Source organism: Nocardiopsis sp. iso_238 (assembly GCF_056173325.1).
This window is the reverse complement of record NZ_CM149668.1, coordinates 3,420,472-3,434,491: the sequence shown is the minus strand read 5'-3', so window position 1 is coordinate 3,434,491 and position 14,020 is coordinate 3,420,472. Positions and strand designations below refer to the sequence as shown.

The window sequence follows — 14,020 nt, the reverse complement described above, 5'->3', positions numbered from 1 at the left end:
TCAGGGTCCGCGCACGGAGCGTGCGCGGGTCAGGGCAGGGAAAGGGGGCCCGGAGCCCGGGCCCCACGGGGGATGGTCAGTGCTGCGGGTCGACGTCGAAGACCTCGGCCACGTCGTCGAGGACCGCGTGCGCGGAGATCAGGCCCACGCCGGACATCCAGTAGTCGTCGTCCACGTCGGTCTTCTCGCCCTCCAGCTGGTCCCACAGGGGGTTGGTGACGTAGTCGTCCTTGGACTCGTCCACCTCGCCCGCGCCGTCGTCGTAGGTGGCCACCAGGATCCGGTCGGCCTCCAGGTCGAGCAGGCGCTCGGGGCTGTGATAGGTCGCGATCTCCTCGGAGTCGGTCTCGGTGTGCTCGCTGGCGGGCAGACCCAGGTCGTCCAGGATCACCCCGATGTAGGAGTTGCGCGTGTACAGCCGCACGCCCTCGGCGTCCCCGGCGAAGCGGACCACGGACACCGTGGGAGCCCCTCCGTCGTGGGCCTCGGTGATCTCCTCACCGATGGCGGCCGCGCGGTCCTCGAACTCGGTGATCAGGCGCTCGGCCTCCTCGGCCTGGCCCATGGCCTCACCGGTCAGACGCAGGTTGTCCTTCCAGGAGACCCCGGTGTCCTCGGACATGACGGTGGGAGCGACCTCGGTGAGCTGGTCGTAGGCGTCGCCGTGGCGGACCTCGGCGGACAGGATCAGGTCGGGCCGGGTCTGCGCGACCAACTCGGGGCTCATCTCCCAGAGCAGGCCGACCGACTCGGCCCCGTCCGCCCCGCCGGTGTTCCAGTCGCTCTCGACCAGGTACTCGGGCAGCCCGTCCTGGTTCTCCGCGATCTGGGTGTAGCCCACCACGTTCCCGCCCAGGGCGAGGGTGGCGTCCACGTACGTGGAGTCCAGTGGCAGTACCCGCTCCGGGGCGGCGGGGATCTCGGTGGAGCCCAGGGCGTGGTCGACCGTGAGCGGGAATCCCTCGGCGGTCCCGCCGTCACCGGAGCCGTCACCTCCGTCGGCGTCCTCTCCGGGACCGGCCGCGCCGCAGGCGGTGAGCAGTGCCAGTGAGGAGACCGCCGCCAGAGCGGCCATCCCCGAGCGGCGGGGGAGGAGGTGGTGGTTCATGGTGGGGGCTCCCGGAGGGGTGTGGGCGGTCCCGGCGCCGCTCCGTCGAGGTTGCGCGACGAGCTGCCAGAACTTGACGAACGGTCGGACGGGGTGACTCTCTGGTGTGAACCGTGGCAAACTTAGATCATCCAAGTGTGGCTAGGCAAACCTAACTTAGGTCTGCCTGGCCTTTTGTCTGAGGGGAGACCGGGTGAGCCGGAGCACAGGCCCGACCCAGGAAGCGGACGGAGCACCACGCCCCCGGGAGTCGGCGCGCTCCGCCGTCGACGCCCGGAGATCACGCCGCCTGGCCGGTCTGGGACTGCTCACCCTGCTGCTCGCCGCCGCCCTCGCCGCCAGTGTGCTCGTGGGCGCCCGCACCCTCGACCCCGTCACCGTCTGGCAGGCCCTGACCACCGGTGCGGGGCCCGAGGCCGACACGATCGTCAACGAGATCCGCCTGCCCCGCACCGTGCTCGGCCTCCTGGCCGGAATCAGCCTCGGCCTGGGCGGCGCCCTCATGCAGGGCCACACCCGCAACCCCCTGGGCGACCCCAGCATCCTCGGGGTGACCTTCGGCGCCGCCCTCGCCGTCGTGGCGGGCATCCACTTCTTCGGCGTCACCGCCCTGCACACCCAGGCCTGGTTCGCCTTCGCCGGGGCGGGCGCCGCCGTGGTCCTGGTGTACGCGGTGGCCTCGGTCCCCGGGCGCGGGCCCACCCCCGTCACCCTGGCGCTCGCCGGGACCGCCATCAGCTGGATGGCCTACTCGGTCGCCTCCGGGCTGGTCCTGCTCGACCAGTCCACCATGGAGAACTTCCGGTTCTGGCGGGTCGGCTCCCTCTCCGGCCGCGACCCGTCGATCATCCCCCAGATGATCCCCGTCGTCCTTGTCGGCGCCGTGCTCGCCCTGGTCAACGCCCGCGCCCTGAACGCCCTGGCCCTGGGCGAGGACACCGCCCGCGCCCTGGGGTTCCGGGTCGGCCGGGCCCGCCTCGTCGGCCTGGCCGCCATCACCCTCCTGACCGGAATCACCGTCGCGGCCTGCGGGCCCATCGCCTTCGTCGGGCTCATCGTCCCGCACCTGGCGCGGGGGATCGTCGGAGCCGACTACCGGTGGCTGATCCCCTACTCGGCCCTCATGGGCGCGGTCCTCCTGCTCTCCGCCGACATCCTCGGCCGGTTCCTCGCCCCGCCGGGCGAACTCCAGGTCGGGGTGGTCCTCGCCCTGGTCGGCGCCCCCTTCTTCATCCACGTCGTCCGCCGCCGGAGGTTGTTCGCCCTGTGACCGCCACCCTCGACTCCCCGCCCCCGCGCGACCCCCTGGCGCGCCGGGCCCGGGCGATCAGCCTCGGCCCGGTCGCGATCCCGCTCCGCCCGCGCCTGGTCGCCGTCGCGGCGCTCACCACTGTGGTGGCCCTGGCCCTGACCGGGCTCAACCTCTCCGTCGGGGACGTCTTCGTCGCCCCGGGCCAGGTGTGGGCCAACGTCGTCGGCACCAGCTATGACGAGTACTTCACCATCTGGCGCGTGCGGATGCCGCGCGTGGTGGTCGGTCTGCTCGCGGGCGCCGCGCTGGCCGCCGCCGGTGCCATCACCCAGGCGATCATGCGCAACCCGCTGGCCAGCCCCGACCTGCTCGGGGTCACCCACGGTGCCAGCGCGGGCGTGGTCGCGGTGATGGCCTTCGGCGGCAGCTACGGGATCGTCAGCGGCCCGCTCGCCCAGATCGGGGTCCCCGCGCTCGCGCTGATCGGAGGACTGGCAGCCGGAGCTCTCTGCTACGGGTTGGCCTGGCGCGGCGGTATCGACGGCTTCCGCCTCCTCCTGGTGGGCGTGGGCGTGTCCACCGTCCTGATGAACGTCACCCTCTGGATGCTCACCCTCGGAGAGGTCAACGACAGCGGCCGGGCCATGGTCTGGATCGCGGGCAGCCTGTCCATGCGCACCTGGGCCCACGCCCTTCCGGTGGCGGTCGCCCTCGCCGTCCTGCTGCCGCTGGCCCTGGTCGGTGCGCGCACACTCGACGCCCTCTCCTTCGACGACGACGTCACCCGGGGCCTCGGCGTGCGCGTGGAGGCCGCCCGCACCGGCATGCTCGTCCTGGCCGTGCTGCTCGCGGCGTTCGGCACCTCGGCGGCCGGACCCATCCTCTTCGTGTCGCTGGCCGCCCCGCAGATCGCCCTCAGACTGGGCCGCTCGCCACGCCCTCCCGTCCTGCTCTCGGCCCTGGTCGGGGCCGCCCTGGTGGCCGGTGCCGACCTGGTGGCCCGTAACCTCTTCGGCACCGTCCAGCTCCCGGTCGGCATCGTCACCGGCTGCCTGGGCGCCCTCTACCTCGTGTACCTGCTCGTCCGCGGCAACCGAAAGGTCCAGGCGTGACCACCGAACAGACCCACCCGAGCCCGCTCCCGGACACGGCTCCGGCCACGGTCGAGGCGTCCCGGGCCCGGCTGAGCGCCCGCGGCCTCACCCTCGCCTACGACGAACGCACCATCGTCGACGGCCTGGACGCCGACATCGTCGAGGGCACCGTCACCTGCGTCATCGGACCCAACGGGTGCGGGAAGTCCACCATGCTGCGGGCCCTGGGCCGCCTCATGCGCCCGCGCGCCGGTGTGGTGGAGCTCGACGGCCGGGACATCCACCGGGTGCCCACGCGGGAGGTGGCGCGGGTGCTGGGGGTCCTGCCGCAGCAGCCGACCGCCCCCGACGGCCTCACCGTCGCGGACCTGGTCGCGCGCGGCCGCCACCCGTCCCAGACGTGGTACCGGCAGTGGTCGGGCGACGACCACCGGGCGGTGTCCGCCGCCCTGGAGCGGACCGGCCTGCTGGAGCTGGCGGACACCCCGCTCCAGGAGCTGTCCGGCGGCCAGCGCCAGCGGGCGTGGATCTCGATGGTCCTGGCCCAGGGCACGGACCTGCTGCTGTTGGACGAGCCCACCACGTTCCTGGACCTGGTCCACCAGGTGGACGTCCTGGACCTCGTCCGCGACCTGCACCGGCAGGGCGGGAGCACCATCGTGATGGTCCTGCACGACCTCAACCTCGCCGCCCGCTACGCGGACACCATCATCACCATGCGCGACGGCAGGGTGGTGGCCAGCGGTACGCCCGCCGAGGTGCTCACCCCGGAGCTGCTGCGCGAGGCCTTCGACCTGGAGGCCGTCGTCACCGAGGATCCGGTCTCCGGAGGTCCGCTCGTGGTCCCCGTGGGCCGCGCCGGACACTGACTCCGGGGAGACCTCCGTGACACAAGTGGCATGACACATGTGGTCAGACCGGTAGAAGACACCCACGCCCCCGGGCGAGGCATCTGGACGAGATGGAGCGGGTAGGCGAGGATCACCACAAGTGGTCCGACGGTGCGTGTTCGTACGACTTTGCAGGGTGATGCCCCCGGGCGTGCCTGGGGAGTTGTCGACGCGTTCACCCGGGTTTCACCATCGCGTGTGAAAACTCGGCCAAGGTCGTGAGCGACCAGGCAGGACCTCCTGCACGATCGCTGTCGCGCCCCTGAGCGGAGCCCCGCAGCCCGACGGGGCGCGTGAGCGGTCACGATCCCCGAGGAGAACGTGTGACCCCATCCGCGCCCCGCCGCCGACTCCTGCCCCTGCTAGGAGTCGGAGGAGGCCGTTCCCCCAAGACCTGCGAGTACCGGTGCGGGAACGCCTGCTTCCACCCCGCTCCCAACAAGAGCGACAACGCGTACTTCGGTGACATCTTCCAGGGTGTGCTCTCCCGGCGCACCGCGCTCAGGGGGGCGGCGGTCGGCGCCGGAGCCGGCGCCCTCGGCCTGGCCGCCCTGAGCCCGGCCACGGCGGACAGAGGCCCCAACCGCCCGCACCCTTCGCCCCGCCCCACCTTCAAGAGCGTCCAACCGAACAACCTCGACGCGGTCACCGTTCCCGAGGGCTACGACCACCACGTGATCGTGCGCTGGGGCGACCCCGTCCTGCCCGACGCCCCCGAGTTCGACTTCGACGACCAGACCGCCGAGGCCCAGGCGAAGCAGTTCGGCTACAACTGCGACTACGTCGGCTTCCTTCCGCTGGACGACGACAGCGGCCTGCTGTGGGTCAACCACGAGTACACCAACGAGGAACTGATGTTCCGCGGGTACTCCGACGGGGCGGACGCCGACCCCGAGTGGATCCGCGTGGCGATGGCCGCGCACGGCGGTTCCGTGGTGGAACTGGACCGGGTGGACGACACGGGCCAGTGGGTGCTCGCCGACGGTGACCGTCCCTTCAACCGGCGCGTCCACCTCGGCACGGAGTTCCGGCTCACCGGCCCCGCCGCCGGGGACGAACTGCTGCGTACGGAGGCCGACCCCGAGGGCACACGGGTCATGGGCATGCTCAACAACTGCGCGGGCGGTACCACCCCCTGGGGCACCATCCTCAGCGGTGAGGAGAACTACAACCAGTACTTCGTCTCCGCTCCCGACACCGCGCCCTACGCCCGCTACGGGTTCTCCACCAGCCGCGGCGGCCGTCGCTGGGACCGCGTGGACGAGCGCTTCGACCTCTCCAAGCACCCCAACGAGGCGCACCGCTTCGGCTACATCGTGGAGATCGACCCGCACGACCCCGACTCCACCCCGGCCAAGCGCACCATGCTGGGCCGCTTCAAGCACGAGGGCGCCAACGTCAACCTGACCGAGGACGGCCGTGTCGCCGCGTACATGGGTGACGACGAGCGCTTCGACTACATCTACAAGTTCGTCAGCGCCAAGAAGTACGTCGAGGGCTCCCGCAGGCACAACATGACGCTGCTGGACTCCGGCACGCTCTACGTGGCCCGCCTGGAGGGCAACAGCCCCTCCGAGGAGATCGACGGCACCGGCGCGCTGCCCTCCGACGGCGAGTTCGACGGCACCGGCGAGTGGATTCCGCTGTGCACCGACACCGAGAGCTTCGTGGAGGGCTTCTCCGTGGCGGAGGTGCTGATCCACACCCGCCTGGCCGCCGACCGGGTCGGCCCCACCAAGATGGACCGCCCCGAGGACTTCGAGCCCAGCCCGGTGACCGGCAAGGTCTACTGCGCGCTGACCAACAACAGCGCCCGAGAGCCCGGCCAGGCCGACGAGCCCAACCCGCGCGGCCCCAACAAGTTCGGGCACGTCCTGGAGATCATCGAGGACGGTTCGGACTCCGCGGCCACCACGTTCACCTGGATCGTGCCGATCGTCTGCGGTGACCCCGAGGACGAGTCCACCTACTTCGCCGGGTTCGACAAGTCCAAGGTCATGCCGATCTCGGCGCCCGACAACGTGGCCTTCGACAAGCATGGCAACCTGTGGATCTCCACCGACGGCCAGCCGGGGACCCTGGGCATCAACGACGCCCTGCACGTGGTCCCGGTCGAGGGCCGCTTCCGCGGTGAACTGCGGACCTTCGCCACCGTCCCGGTCGAGGCCGAGACCTGCGGCCCGCTGATCACCGAGGACCAGAAGACCGTCTTCCTCGCGCCGCAGCACCCGGGCGAGAACGGCTCGGTCGAGCAGCCGACCAGCGTCTGGCCGGACGGGGACTTCCCCCGCCCGTCCGTGGTGTGCGCCTGGCACAAGGGCGGCCGCGACATCGGCAGCTGATCACCGCACCCAGCGGGTGCGACCGGGCCGCGTCGGCCCGGAGCGGACCACCGGCCCCGGTTCCCTCCGTCGTGGGGGAGGAACCGGGGCCGGTTCCTCGTGACGCTGTCTCAGAGGACCCGTTCGAAGCACAGTGAGCCGGGCGCGTCGGCGTAGGCGCCGAAGGCGGCGATGGGGCCGTAACCCGCCTTCGTGTAGAAGCGCACGGCGTCCGGCTGGCGGTCGCCGGTCTCCAGGCGCAGGGACGTCCATCCCCGCTCACGGGCCCAGTCCTCCAGGGTGCGCAGCAGGGCCCCGGCCACGCCCGAGCCCCGGTTCTCCGGACGCACGAACATGCGCTTGACCTCGCCGAGCCCGTCGCCCAGGTCCCGCAGGCCGCCGCAGCCCACGGCGGTGCCGTCGTCGTCGCGCACCAGCGCGAACACCGCGATGTCGTCGGCGGAGGGCGGGGTGCCCGGTTCGGAGTCCGGGGTGGCGTAGCGGGCGGCGATCTCCCGCCGCTGGCCGAGGCGGAGGGCGACGGCGTCGGGATCGTCCCAGGGGACCAGTGTGACGTTCATACCGCGAGCCTGCCCCGTGCGTGTTTCCGCCGTGTGAAGCGCTGGCCGTGCCCTCTCACCTGGTGGGGGCCGGGTCCTCAGGCCTCGGGGTCGGTCAGGGCCTCGCGCATCACCCGGAACTTCGACTCGGCCTCGGCCACCTCCGAGGCCGGGTCCGAACCGGCCACGATCCCACCGCCCGCGTACAGGCGGGCGTGGGCGCCGTCCACGTGGGCGCAGCGCAGCGCGATGCCCCACTCGGAGTTGCCCGCGCCGTCCAACCAGCCCACCGGCCCGGCGTACCCGCCCCGGTCCATGCCCTCCACCTCCGCGATGAGGCGCATCGCCGTCGCGGTGGGGGTGCCGCCCACGGCCGCCGTGGGGTGCAGGGCCGCCACCGCGTCCAGGGCGGACACCCCGGCGGAGAGGCGGGCGTGGGCGCGGGTGGCCAGGTGCTGCACGTTGGCGAGCTTGAGCAGGTGCGGCCAGGCGGGGACCACCAGCTCCTCGGAGAGCGGTTCCAGGGCGGTGCGCAGGGAGTCCACGGCCAGCCCGTGCTCCTCGACGTCCTTGGCGGAGGTCAGCATCTCCTGGCCCAGGCGGTGGTCGTCCTCGGCGTCCACACCCCGGGGGCGGGTCCCGGCCAGGACCAGGGAGGTGAGCTGGTCGCCCTCACGGCGCAGCAGGAGCTCGGGGGTGGCGCCGACCATGCCGCCGACGGAGAAGGTGAAGCAGGCGGGGAAGCGGACGCGCAGCCTCTCCAACAGCACGCGCACGTCGACGGGGGCGTCGGCGTCGGCGAAGGAGTCCCGGGCCAGCACGGCCTTCTCCAGCTGGCCGGCGCGGATGCGCTCGACCGTTCCGGCCACCGCGTCCATCCACTCCTCGCGGGTCAGCGACCCGGGGCGCCACCGCACGGGGCCCACGGGGCGCGGCACGGAGTTGGGCCTCAGCAGTTCCTCGGGATGGGTGCCGCGCTCGTCGGTGACGGTGGTCAACCAGGTGCGTCCGCCGCGACGGCCCACGACCACGCGCGGCACGATCAGCGTCGAACCGGCCGAGGTGGGCGCGAACGTGAACGTGCCGAAGGTGACCAGTCCCGTGCCGGGCAGGTCCACCTCGTCCTCGACCTCGGCCCGCTCCAGCAGGGCGTCGAACCAGCGTGCCGCCCCGTCGAACCGGGTGGTGTCGGTGGGCGCGGTGCCCTCCGGCAGCGGAGCGCACTCCCACCGGGCGGCCTCGCCCCAGCCCACGATGCCGTCGTCGCCGGTCAGCCAGGCGAGCGGCACTCCGGCGGGAAGACGCCGGACCAGACTGCTGTCGGCGCGGTCACGCAGGGCGACGGTGCGGACGAACAGCTTCCTGGCGTCGGGGTTCGGATGGCTCGGCTTCTGGGGGTGCGGCACGGCGTTCACGGGACTCGATTCTAGGACCTGGCCTGGGACGTTGTGTCCTGGGTCGGCCCCGTCAGGGCGTTTCGTCGCGCGCCCGCACCCTGGAGCGAACCCGGCCGCGGGGGAGAACTTTGCCCGGACGGGGGTGTGGCCAGCCGGGAGGCGCCTCCACGGCGGTGCTTCGTTGACCTGGCAAAAGATTCCCGTTGAGCACCGTGTGCGACGTTATCCACACAATGGCCGAATCGTGTCCGAAAATTGACATCTTGCTCTACTGTGGTTCGCGGCGTGGCGCCGAGCGGACGGCGACACGCGGACCTCCCGAAGGAGATCTGTTGTTGATGCGTTCGAAGGCACGGGACGTGGGTACGCCGCGCGCCGGAGTGCGATGGGCGGCGGCCGCCGCGGCGGCCACGGTGCTGTTGGCGGGGTGCTCCGCGCAGGAGAGCGGCCCCGAGACGGGGGCCGAGGCCGCCGTCCCCGGTGGCGAGGGCATCGCCGCGCCCGCCCAGTGCGGGACCGACGGCGACAAGCGTCAGATGCGCGGCGCCTGGCTCACCACCGTCCGCAACATCGACTGGCCGTCCGAGCCGGGCCTGTCCGCCGACGAGCAGAAGGCGGAACTCGACGAGTGGCTCGACGAGTCCGTCGACATGGGCCTCAACGCCGTGTTCCTGCACGCCCGGCCCACCGCCGACGCCGTGTACGACTCCGAGCTGGAGCCGTGGGCCCGCTACCTCACCGGCGAGCAGGGCGGCGACCCGGGCTACGACCCGCTGGAGTACGCGGTGGAGGAGGCGCACAAGCGCGGCCTGGAGCTGCACGCCTGGTTCAACCCGTACCGGGTCGGACTCCAGGACCCCGACGTCGAGAACCTCACCGAGGACCACCCCGTCAAGCAGAACCCCGACTGGCTGGTGGACTTCGGCAAGGAGGCCTACGTGGACCCGGGCAACCCCGAGGTCCGCGAGTGGGTCACCTCCGTCATCATGGACGTCGTCGAGCGCTACGACGTCGACGGCATGCACTTCGACGACTTCTTCTACCCGTACCCGCAGGAGGGCGCGACCTTCGACGACGACGCCACCTGGGAGGAGTACGGGGGAGACTTCGACGACCGGGGCGACTGGCGGCGCGACAACGTCAACCAGCTCATGCGTGACGTGCACGGTCAGATCCAGGAGACCAAGCCGTGGGTGAGCTTCGGCGTCTCCCCGTTCGGCATCTGGCGCAACGACAGCACCGACCCGTCCGGTTCGCCCAGCTCGGGCCTGCAGTCCTACGACGCGCAGTACGCGGACACCCGCACCTGGATCCAGGAGGGGACCGTGGACTACGTCGCGCCCCAGCTGTACTGGGAGCGGGGCTTCTCCACCGCCGACTACGAGGCCATGACCGACTGGTGGGCCGACGAGGTCGAGGGCACCGACGTGGACCTCTACGTGGGTCAGGGCGCCTACCGGCTGGGGGAGAGCGGCTGGACCGACGACGACGCGCTGAGCACCCAGCTCGACTACTCGGGTGGGCTCGACGGTGTCGCCGGTGACATCTACTTCTCCATCAAGAGCATGCGCGACAACCCGGACGCGGTGGACCACCTGAAGGAGACCCACTACGGCCAGCCCGCGCTGCCCCCGGTGATCGAGTCCCCCGAGGACGACGGCCCCCGGGTCGGTGCTCCCACCGAGGTCTCGGCCGAGGCCGGTGACGGTGAGGTCGAGGTGGAGTGGCAGGCCATCGACGACGCCCGCTTCTACGCGGTCTACCGTCTGCCCGCCGAGGCGGCCCAGGCCCTGGAGTCCGGTGACGACGAGGCCTACTGCGCCGCGCTCGCCCCGGAGAACCTGGTCGGCATGACCGGTGAGCCCGAGCTGACCGACACCGCCCCGCTGGACGACGGCGCGGGGTACGTGGTCACCGCGCTGGACGACTACCGGGCCGAGGGGCCGGTCAGCGAGATCGCCGACGTGCGCGGCTGACGCCCGACCCGGAAGGACCGACGGGCCCGCTCCCCACACGGGGGCGGGCCCGTTCTCGTGTGTCGTGGGTCCACGGCCCGACCCCGCCCGCCTCCCATGGGGCACGTCTGGCACATTCGCCAAATTTCGTACTCCAAAGTTATGATTTGCTAGGTCGAAGTACGTAAACCCCTCGTAAGTGCGAGTAGTAGGTTCTTCCCATGCCGACCTTCCAGATCAGCGAGGCCGCCGACCTGCTCGGCGTCAGCGCCGACACCGTGCGCCGATGGGTGGACTCCGGCCGCCTGGCCGCCACCCGCGACGCCTCCGGCCGACGCCACCTGGACGGCGCCGAACTCGCCGCGTTCATGCGGGCCGGGGCCGAGGAGGACCCGGGCCGCCGTGTCTCCTCCGCGCGCAACCGGTTCCGCGGTCTGGTCACCCACGTGCTCCGTGACCAGGTCATGGCCAGCGTCGAGATCCAGGCCGGACCGCACCGGGTGGTCTCCCTGATGAGCCGCGAGGCCGCCGACGAGCTCGGCCTGGAGGTCGGGAGCGCCGCGACGGCCGTCGTCAAGTCCACCAACGTCATCGTCGAGACCACCGGAGAACAACATGCGTGACAGCTTCCCCCACGGCACCGGACACCGCCCCCGGGTGGCCGGGCTCGCCGCCGTCGCGGCCCTCAGCGTCGGGCTGACCGCCTGTGGCACCGGGGGCACCGCCTCCGGCGACGGAGCCGACACCTCCGGGGACTCCCTCTCCGGGGAGCTCACCGTCTTCGCCGCCGCCTCCCTCACCGACGTCTTCACCGAGATCGCCGACGACTTCCGGGAACAGCATCCCGGCGTCGAGGTCACCTTCAACTTCGCGGGCAGCAGCGAGCTGGCCCAGCAGATCAACTCCGGGGCGCCCGCCGACGTGTTCGCGGCCGCCAACACCGCCACCATGGAACAGGTGGTGGAGGGCGAGGGACTGGACCCCGACTGGGCGGCCGAGCACGGCGAGGACGGACGGGTCTTCGTCACCAACACCCTGCGTATCGCCGTGCCACCGGACAACCCCGCCGGGATCGGGACCCTGGCCGACCTCGCGGACGACGGAGTGCAGGTGGCCTTCTGCGCCGAGGAGGTGCCCTGCGGGGCCGCGACCACGGCCGCACTGGACGCCTCCGGCCTGGACGTCACCCCGGTCACCTACGAGGAGGACGTCCGCGCCGTCCTCACCAAGGTCGAACTGGGTGAGGTGGACGCGGGTCTGGTCTACTCCACGGACGTCATCTCCGCCGGGGACCGGGTCGAGGGGCTGGAGTTCCCCGAGGCCGAGGAGGCCGTGAACGACTACCCGATCGGCGTGCTCTCGAGCTCCGCCGACCCCGCGCTCGCGACCGCGTGGGTCGAGGCGGTCACCTCCGACGAGGGCGCCGCCGTCCTCCGGGACGCGGGGTTCGGCACACCGTGACCGCCGAGACGCCCGGCCGTCCCGGGCCCGCTCCGCGCGGACGGACCCGGCGCCCGAGTTCAGGGCGGACCCCCTGGATCCTGGTCGTCCCGGCCGTCGCGGGCGTGCTCTTCCTCGTCCTGCCCTTCGCCGGGATGCTGGTCCGCGCGCCCTGGCCCACCATGGGCGCCCGCGTCACCGACCCCACCGTCCTCGCGGCCCTGTGGCTGTCGCTGTCCACCGCCACGGTGGCCACCGTCGTCTCCCTCCTGCTCGGCGTCCCCCTGGCGTGGCTGCTGGCCCGCACCGAGTTCCCCGGACGCCGGTTCGTCCGGGCCCTGGTGACCGTGCCCCTGGTGATCCCGCCCGTGGTGGGCGGCGTGGCCCTGCTGCTGGTCCTGGGGCGCAACGGCCTGGTGGGCCGGTACCTGGACGCCTGGTTCGGGCTCACCCTGCCGTTCACGCCCGCCGCCGTCGTCATCGCGCAGGTCTTCGTGGCCATGCCCTTCCTCGTGATCAGCGTGGAGGGGGCGCTGCGCGGCGCTGACCGGCGCTATGAGGAGGCCGCCGCCACGCTGGGCGCCAACCGCGTCACCGTCTTCACCCGTGTCACCCTGCCGATGGTGCTCCCCGGCATCGGTGCGGGGGCCGTGCTCTGCTGGGCGCGCGCCCTCGGTGAGTTCGGCGCGACCATCACCTTCGCCGGGAACTTCCCCGGCACCACCCAGACCATGCCGCTGGCCGTCTACATGGCCATGCAGCGCGACCCCGAGGCCGCCATCGTGCTCAGCCTGGTGCTGCTCCTGGTGTCCCTGGTGGTCCTGGCCACCCTGCGCGAAAGGTGGGTGAACGCCTCGTGAGGCCCACCGCCCCGACCCCCGCCGTCGGACTCGACGCCGAGCTGCGCCTGACGCGCGGCGACTTCACCCTGGACGTGGCCCTGACCGCCCGGCCGGGGGAGATCGTCGCCCTGCTCGGCCCCAACGGGGCGGGCAAGTCGTCCGCCCTGCGCGCCCTGGCCGGGCTGGTCCCGCTCTCCGGGGGGCACGTACGCGTGGACGGCGCCGACGAGACCGCCACCGCCGTCGAGCACCGGCCCATCGGCATGGTCTTCCAGGACTACCTCCTCTTCGAGCACCTGAGCGCGCTGGACAACGTCGCCTTCGGACCGCGCTGCCAGGGGGCGGGCAGGGCCGAGGCGCGGTCCCGCGCCGCCGAACTGCTGGACCACATGGACCTGGCCGACCACGCCCACGCGCGGCCCCGGCAGCTGTCCGGCGGCCAGGCGCAGCGGGTGGCGCTGGCCCGCGCCCTCGCGGTCCGGCCGCGACTGCTCCTGCTGGACGAACCGATGGCGGCCCTGGACGCCAGCACCCGGATCGACGTCCGGGCCAGGCTGCGCCACCTGCTGGAGGACTTCGACGGCGTGACGGTCCTGGTCACCCACGATCCCCTGGACGCCATGGTGCTGGCCGACCGTATCGCCGTGATCGAGTCCGGCCGGGTCGTGCAGAGGGGCGAACCGGCAGAGGTGGCCCGGCGCCCGCGTACCTCCTACGTGGCCCGCCTGGTGGGGCTCAACCTCTTCCGGGGGCGCGGCGAGGGGGAGACCGTGACCCTGGAGACCGCGCCGGGCGAGGACGGCGTCGCCCGGGTGGCGGTGCGCGAACCGCACGAGGGCCCCGCCCTGGTGGCCTTCCCGCCGCGCGCGGTGGCGCTGTACCCGGAACATCCCCACGGCAGCACGCGCAACGTCTGGAGGCTGGCGGTGGAGGGGATCGAACGCTTCGGTGACCAGGTCCGCGTGCACCTGACGGGGCCGCTGTCCCTGGCGGCGGACATCACCCCCGCCGCCCTGGCCGAGCTGGGACTGTCCCGGGGGGACACCGTCTGGGCGGGGGTCAAGGCCACCGAGGTGGAGTGCTATCCGGACTGAGCGGGCCGCCCTGGCACGGAACCCGGTTCTCACATCATGGAACAAACTGCCCCATCTGTCCTCAAGT

General features: G+C 72.3%; 12 protein-coding genes. 9 read left to right on the top strand and 3 right to left on the bottom strand.

All coding sequences use genetic code 11. The features are described from left to right. Nucleotides 1-76 precede the first annotated feature (76 nt). The gene (locus AC0VYL_RS15410) at nt 77-1,108 is read right to left on the bottom strand and encodes an ABC transporter substrate-binding protein (protein ID WP_475480554.1); all 1,032 of its coding nucleotides are present in this window, start codon (nt 1,106-1,108) and stop codon (nt 77-79) included. A gap of 193 nt (nt 1,109-1,301) precedes the next feature. On the opposite strand from AC0VYL_RS15410, the gene AC0VYL_RS15405 reads away from it, so the two are divergent. The 4 genes from AC0VYL_RS15405 (at nt 1,302) to AC0VYL_RS15390 (ending at nt 6,686) form a co-directional block, all read left to right on the top strand. Beyond that, nucleotides 1,302-2,378 carry a FecCD family ABC transporter permease gene (locus tag AC0VYL_RS15405; protein WP_475480553.1) on the top strand — a complete coding sequence of 359 codons (1,077 nt, stop codon included), beginning with the start codon at nt 1,302-1,304 and terminating at the stop codon, nt 2,376-2,378. After that, complete coding sequence (locus AC0VYL_RS15400) at nt 2,375-3,472, top strand: FecCD family ABC transporter permease (RefSeq protein WP_475480552.1); 1,098 nt, start codon at nt 2,375-2,377, stop codon at nt 3,470-3,472. The genes AC0VYL_RS15405 and AC0VYL_RS15400 overlap by 4 nt, the downstream gene beginning before the upstream one ends. Continuing rightward, nucleotides 3,469-4,323, top strand: coding sequence for an ABC transporter ATP-binding protein (locus tag AC0VYL_RS15395; protein WP_475480551.1), 855 nt, complete (start codon nt 3,469-3,471; stop codon nt 4,321-4,323). Before AC0VYL_RS15400 ends, AC0VYL_RS15395 begins: the two co-directional genes overlap by 4 nt. Before the next feature lie 344 nt (nt 4,324-4,667). Next, entirely contained in the window at nt 4,668-6,686 is a 2,019-nt protein-coding gene (locus AC0VYL_RS15390) for a PhoX family protein (RefSeq protein WP_475453627.1), read from the top strand. Nucleotides 6,687-6,796: 110 nt separating this feature from the next. On the opposite strand, the gene AC0VYL_RS15385 is transcribed toward AC0VYL_RS15390, so the two are convergent. Continuing rightward, on the bottom strand, nt 6,797-7,246 hold the full coding sequence (locus AC0VYL_RS15385) for a GNAT family N-acetyltransferase (protein ID WP_475453624.1): 450 nt from the start codon (nt 7,244-7,246) through the stop codon (nt 6,797-6,799). Between the two features lie 77 nt (nt 7,247-7,323). Beyond that, nucleotides 7,324-8,640: an isochorismate synthase gene (locus AC0VYL_RS15380; RefSeq protein ID WP_475453622.1), complete on the bottom strand. Its 1,317-nt coding sequence runs from the start codon at nt 8,638-8,640 to the stop codon at nt 7,324-7,326. Between the two features lie 320 nt (nt 8,641-8,960). On the opposite strand from AC0VYL_RS15380, the gene AC0VYL_RS15375 reads away from it, so the two are divergent. The 5 genes from AC0VYL_RS15375 (at nt 8,961) to AC0VYL_RS15355 (ending at nt 13,953) form a co-directional block, all read left to right on the top strand. Then, complete coding sequence (locus AC0VYL_RS15375; RefSeq protein WP_475480550.1) at nt 8,961-10,598, top strand: glycoside hydrolase family 10-like protein; 1,638 nt, start codon at nt 8,961-8,963, stop codon at nt 10,596-10,598. A gap of 200 nt (nt 10,599-10,798) precedes the next feature. Continuing rightward, nucleotides 10,799-11,200: a TOBE domain-containing protein gene (locus AC0VYL_RS15370; protein WP_475453618.1), complete on the top strand. Its 402-nt coding sequence runs from the start codon at nt 10,799-10,801 to the stop codon at nt 11,198-11,200. Then, nucleotides 11,193-12,038, top strand: a complete 846-nt coding sequence (modA, locus tag AC0VYL_RS15365) for a molybdate ABC transporter substrate-binding protein (RefSeq protein ID WP_475480549.1) — start codon at nt 11,193-11,195, stop codon at nt 12,036-12,038. The genes AC0VYL_RS15370 and modA overlap by 8 nt, the downstream gene beginning before the upstream one ends. Further along, entirely contained in the window at nt 12,035-12,877 is an 843-nt protein-coding gene (locus AC0VYL_RS15360; RefSeq protein WP_475480548.1) for an ABC transporter permease, read from the top strand. The genes modA and AC0VYL_RS15360 overlap by 4 nt, the downstream gene beginning before the upstream one ends. Continuing rightward, the gene (locus AC0VYL_RS15355) at nt 12,874-13,953 is read left to right on the top strand and encodes an ABC transporter ATP-binding protein (protein ID WP_475480547.1); all 1,080 of its coding nucleotides are present in this window, start codon (nt 12,874-12,876) and stop codon (nt 13,951-13,953) included. Before AC0VYL_RS15360 ends, AC0VYL_RS15355 begins: the two co-directional genes overlap by 4 nt. Nucleotides 13,954-14,020: the final 67 nt, after the last annotated feature.

What these genes read in the sequence shown, in the direction of transcription:
- AC0VYL_RS15410 (WP_475480554.1), bottom strand. Translation starts at nt 1,108, where the DNA reads ATGAACCACCACCTCCTCCCCCGCCGCTCGGGGATGGCCGCTCTGGCG.
- AC0VYL_RS15385 (WP_475453624.1), bottom strand. Translation starts at nt 7,246, where the DNA reads ATGAACGTCACACTGGTCCCCTGGGACGATCCCGACGCCGTCGCCCTC.
- modA (WP_475480549.1), top strand. Translation starts at nt 11,193, where the DNA reads ATGCGTGACAGCTTCCCCCACGGCACCGGACACCGCCCCCGGGTGGCC.
- AC0VYL_RS15370 (WP_475453618.1), top strand. Translation starts at nt 10,799, where the DNA reads ATGCCGACCTTCCAGATCAGCGAGGCCGCCGACCTGCTCGGCGTCAGC.
- AC0VYL_RS15375 (WP_475480550.1), top strand. Translation starts at nt 8,961, where the DNA reads ATGCGTTCGAAGGCACGGGACGTGGGTACGCCGCGCGCCGGAGTGCGA.